We start from the raw sequence: 5,110 nt of genomic DNA on the forward strand, positions 1-5,110 counted from the left end.
CAGGACGAGAACGGCGACGCCCGCCGCCGCGGCCTCGCGCGGGGCGGCCGGGCCCGGGAGGGCCAGCACGATCCACCCGGCCGCGAGGGCGGCCACGGCGAGCGCGAGGGCGAGGCGGCGGGTGAGGGCGGGGCGCCAGGTGTCGCCGCGCTCCTGCACGCCGGTGGCGACGCCGTCGACCAGGTCGTCGAAGTGCACCGGGGGCAGGGCCTCGTGGCGGGGGCGCAGGTACAGCGCGTCGCCGTCGTGGAGCCCCAGCGCCTCCGCGCTCTGCTCCTCGTCCAGCGGCTCCTCGCCGAGGCGCTGGAGCACCCAGCCGCCGTGCTCCAGGCCGCTCTCGGCGAGGCCGGGGCCGGCGTGGCCGATGATCGCGGGCAGCAGGTCGGCCAGGGGGACGTCGGCGGGGACGGCGAGTTCGAAGACCGCCTCCGGCGCCTGGAACCTCAATCGGCACAGTCCTGCGACGGCGCTGGTGCTCACGCCTCTCCTCGGGGGTCGGGGTCGGGGGTCGGGGATCGTATGGGTCTCCGTCTTCTCGAACGGGCGGTGCGGGATTCGGCGTTCAAGGACCCGGCCGCGTCCGGCCGCGTGTGACGGCTCCCCGCTGAACCCCGCGGCCGCCGCCGCCCGTCAGCGTGAGTGGACGGCGGCGGAACGTGAGGAGCCCTGAGTGAGCGTGGTCCTGGTCAAGCGGACGCCGAGGCGTCCCGGGCCCGAGATGCCCGACGGCGACGTCCAGCTCCAGGAGCCGCCGGTCCTGCCCGAGAAGCAGAGCGGCATGGCGGGCATGATCGGCATGGCGCCGATGGCGCTGGGCTCGCTGTCCATGGTGTTCATGTTCCTGCGCCCGTCCGGGTCCGACGGCGGCGGCGCGCTGAGCTACGTCGCGGTCGGCATGATGGCGCTGTCCGCCGTCGGAATGCTCGTCACCCAGCTGGTCCGCGGCTCCAGCGACCGCAAGCACCAGCTGCGCGCCGAGCGCCGCGACTACCTGCGCTACCTCGCCCGGATGCGCCGCCAGGTGCGGCACTCGATCGACGCCCAGCGGCAGGCGCTGGCCTGGCGCCACCCGGCGCCCGGCGAGCTGTGGTCCCTCGTCGGCACCACCCGGCTGTGGGAACGGCGGGCCGCGCACCCGGACTTCAGCGACGTCCGGATCGGCCTCGGCTCCCAGCGCCTCGCGACCCCGCTCGCACCGCTCGCCACCAAACCGGTCGAGGACCTGGAGCCGCTGTGCGCCCACGCGCTGCGCCGCTTCATCCACGCGTACGGCACCGTCGCGGACCAGCCGATGGCGATCCACCTGCGCGGCTTCGCCCAACTCCTGCTGCGCGCCGACGATCCCGAGGCCGCCCGCGCGCTCGTGCGCGCGATGATCGCCCAACTCGCGGTCGTGCACGGGCCGGACGAACTGCACATCGCGGTCGTCGCCGACGCCGAGCGGCGCGCGCACTGGGAGTGGGCCAAGTGGCTGCCGCACGCCCTGCACCCGACCGACACCGACGGCGCCGGCCCGGTCCGGCTCGTCGCGGGCAGCCTCGGCGAGGTCGAGCAGCTGCTCGGCGAGGAGTTCACCGGCCGGCCCGCGTACGAGCCCGACGCCGTCCCGAGCCGCGACGAGCCGTTCACCGTCCTCGTCCTCGACGGCCCCGGCGCGCACGCCGGCAGCCGCGCCGCGCTCACCGGCTACCGCAACGCCGTCCTCGTCGACCTCGCCGACACCCTGGAATGGCGCCCGGCCCGCACCACCCTGCGGCTGCGCGTCGAAGCGGGCCGGCTCACCATGGTCGGCGCCGACCGCAACCGCAAGGACGTCGTCACCGACCTCGGCCGCCCCGACGCCCTCGCCCTGCCCGCCGCCACCCGGCTCGCCGCCCAGCTCGCCCGCTACCGCATCGCCGACGGCGTCGACGTCGCCGAGCCGATGGCCACCGACTTCGACCTGACCGCCCTGCTCGGCATCCCCGACCTGCACGCCCACGACGTCGAGGCGCTGTGGGCCCAGCGCGGCATCCCGCAGCGCCTGCGCGTCCCGCTCGGCCTCGGCCCCGACGGCCGGCCCGTCGACCTCGACCTCAAGGAGTCCGCGCAGGGCGGCATGGGCCCGCACGGCATGCTCATCGGCGCCACCGGCTCCGGCAAGTCCGAGCTGCTGCGCACGCTCGTCCTCGCGCTCGCCGTCACCCACTCCTCCGAGGTGCTCAACTTCGTCCTCGTCGACTTCAAGGGCGGCGCGACCTTCCTCGGCCTCGACACCCTGCCGCACACCTCCGCCGTCATCACCAACCTCGCCGACGAGGCGTCGCTGGTGGACCGCATGCGCGACGCCCTGCACGGCGAACTCGTCCGCCGCCAGGAGCTGTTGCGCGTCGCCGGGTACGCTTCCCTGCTCGAGTACGAGACGGCCCGGGAAGGCGGCGCCGCGCTGCGGCCGCTGCCCACCCTGTTCGTCGTCGTCGACGAGTTCAGCGAACTGCTGTCCGCGCACCGGGACTTCATGGAACTGTTCGTGATGATCGGACGGCTCGGCCGCTCCCTCGGCGTCCATCTCCTGCTCGCCTCCCAGCGGTTGGACGAGGGCCGGATGAGCGCGCTCGAATCCCACCTGTCCTACCGGATCGGCCTGCGGACGTTCTCGGCCATGGAGAGCCGGGGCGTCCTCGGCGTCCCCGACGCCTACCAGCTGCCCTCCCAGCCCGGCAACGGCTTCCTGCGCAGCGACATCTCCACCCTGACCCGCTTCAAGGCCGCCTACGTCTCCGGACCGTACCGGCCCAAGCGGCGCGCCGCCCAGCAGGCCGCCGTCGCCGGACAGGTCGTCCGGTACGGCACCGACTATGTGACGCAGCGTCAACTTCCAGCAGTGGAGGTGGAGGAAGAGGCCGCGGCGTCGGCCGGCTCCCTGCTGGAGATCGCCGCCGACCGCCTGCGCGACGCCGGACCGCCCGCCCACCGGGTCTGGCTGCCGCCCCTCGGGGTCCCGCCCACCCTCGACGAACTCCTGCCCCCGCTCGTCCCCCACCCCGACCGCGGCCTCACCACCGAGGATGAACGGGCCCGCGGCACCCTCGAACTGCCCGTCGGCGTCATCGACCGCCCGTTCCAGCAACTGCGCGACCTGCTCACCGCCGACCTCTCCGGAGCCGGCGGCCACATCGGCATCGCCGGCGCCCCGCAGAGCGGCAAGAGCAACCTGCTGCGCACCCTCGTCACCGGCCTCGCCCTCACCCACACCCCGCGCGAAGTCCAGTTCTACTGCCTCGACTTCGGCGGCGGCACACTCTCCGCCCTGCGCGGCCTCCCACACGTCGGCGGCGTCACCGGACGCCACGACGGCGAACGGGTGCTGCGCACCATCGCCGAGGTCAACGGCATCATCACCCGGCGCGAGAAGTACTTCGCCGAACTCGGCATCGACTCCGTCGCCGCCTTCCGCCGCCGCAAGGCGGCCGGCGACCCCGCCCTGGCCGACGACCCGCACGGGGACGTCTTCCTCGTCATCGACGGCTGGAACACCCTGCGCCAGGAGTTCAACGACCTCGTCCAGCCGCTCACCCTCATGTCCCAGCGCGGCATCAACTACGGCGTCCACCTCGCCATCGCCACCACCCGCTGGGGCGAGATCACCGGTGGCCTGCGCGACCAGCTGCAGACCCGCTTCGAACTGCGGCTCGGCGACTCCGTCGACTCCGTCATCAACATGCGCGCCGCCGCCAAGGTGCCCAAGCTCCCCGGCCGCGGCCTCACCGACGACCAGCTCCACTTCCTCACCGCCCTGCCCCGCATCGACGGCTCCGGCAGCGCCGACGACCTCGGCGAGGGCGTCGCCGACCTCGTCGACGCCGTCGCCGCCCACTGGACCGGCCCCCGCGCCCCCGAGGTCCGGATGCTGCCGCTCAGCCTCGACGCCGCCCGACTGCCCGCGCCGGAAGGACGGCTGCGCGTCGCCATCGGCCTGGAGGACACCGAAGTCGCCCCGCTGTGGCACGACTTCGAGGAGAACCCGCACCTGCTCGTCGTCGGCGACAGCGAATCCGGCAAGACCAACCTCCTCGAACTCGTGATCCGCGGCATCACCGGCGCCTACACGCCCGCCGAGGCGCGCATCATGCTCGTCGACTTCCGGCGCGGCCTCTACGACGCCGTCCCGGAGGAGTACCGCCTCGGCTACGCCGTCGCCGTCGACAAGCTCCGCCAGATCGTCGACGGGGCCTCCCGCGCCATGAAGAACCGCATCCCGCCCGCCGACATCACCCCCGCCCGCCTCAAGCTGCGGGACTGGTGGGAGGGCCCCGAACTGTTCGTCCTCGTCGACGACTACGACCTCGTCGGCGCCGGCACCGGAGCCCACCCGTTCGCCGCCCTGCTCGACGACCTCGCCCAGGGCGCGGAGATCGGCCTCCACCTCGTCGTCGCCCGCGGCGCCAACGGAATCTCGCGGGCCATGGGCGACCCGCTCGTCCGCAAGCTCCAGGAGGTCAACTCGCCGACCCTGCTGCTCTCCTGCCCGCCGTCCGAGGGCTACCTGTTCGGCAACCTCAAGCCCCGGGAGTTCCCGGCGGGGCGCGGGCTGTACATCACGCGGCGGCGGACGGTGCAGGTCCAGACCGGCCGCCTGTCGGAGCCGGGGGGCTCGGGCGGGGATTTGGGGGCTGATCGGTGAGTGGGGTGGCTGTGAAGGCGGTGGAGGCGATCGGGCGTTCGACGCTGCGTGGGGTGGGGCCGCACTTCGTGATCGCGCCGCCGGGCGCCGAGGCGGCGGGGCTGGCGGCGGCGCTCGCGCCGGTGCGAGCCGAGACGCACTGCCTGCTGGTCCTCGCGGCGGCGCAGGACGCGGCGCCCGTGCTGCGTGCGTCGCTGCCCGAACTGACGCGTACGGCCTCCGGGGTGGGTGCGGACACGCTCGTTCTCGCGGCCTCCGGGCTCGCCACGCCGGGGCCGGACGGCCGTCGACCGTCCGAACTCCTCGCCGGGCGCACCGGGTTGACGGTCGTCGCGCCGGATGCGGTGGTGTCCGTCGAGTCCGACGGCACCCTGCGGGTGGCGGGCGGCTCCTGGTGGCGCTGCCGGCCGGGCGGCGGGCCCGCGGAGGCGCTGGGGGAGCGGTGGC

Annotated in this window: 3 protein-coding genes; 2 read left to right on the forward strand and 1 reads right to left on the reverse strand. The window is 74.5% G+C overall.

Going from position 1 to position 5,110, the window contains the following annotated elements; translation table 11 throughout:
• Positions 1 to 480 (reverse strand): EsaB/YukD family protein (locus tag AB0O00_RS29065; protein WP_363656740.1); only part of this gene is annotated, 480 nt, incomplete at its 3' end.
• Positions 481 to 670: 190 nt separating this feature from the next.
• On the opposite strand from AB0O00_RS29065, the gene eccCa reads away from it, so the two are divergent.
• Both eccCa and AB0O00_RS29075 read left to right on the forward strand, forming a co-directional pair.
• Positions 671 to 4,663 carry a type VII secretion protein EccCa gene (eccCa, locus tag AB0O00_RS29070; RefSeq protein ID WP_363656742.1) on the forward strand — a complete coding sequence of 1,331 codons (3,993 nt, stop codon included), beginning with the start codon at positions 671 to 673 and terminating at the stop codon, positions 4,661 to 4,663.
• Between the two features lie 5 nt (positions 4,664 to 4,668).
• Positions 4,669 to 5,110, forward strand: a 442-nt coding sequence (locus AB0O00_RS29075) for a hypothetical protein (RefSeq protein WP_363656744.1), incomplete at its 3' end; no start/stop codon positions are given.

It is taken from the genome of Kitasatospora sp. NPDC093558 (genome assembly GCF_040683475.1).
Taxonomy (GTDB): domain Bacteria; phylum Actinomycetota; class Actinomycetes; order Streptomycetales; family Streptomycetaceae; genus Kitasatospora.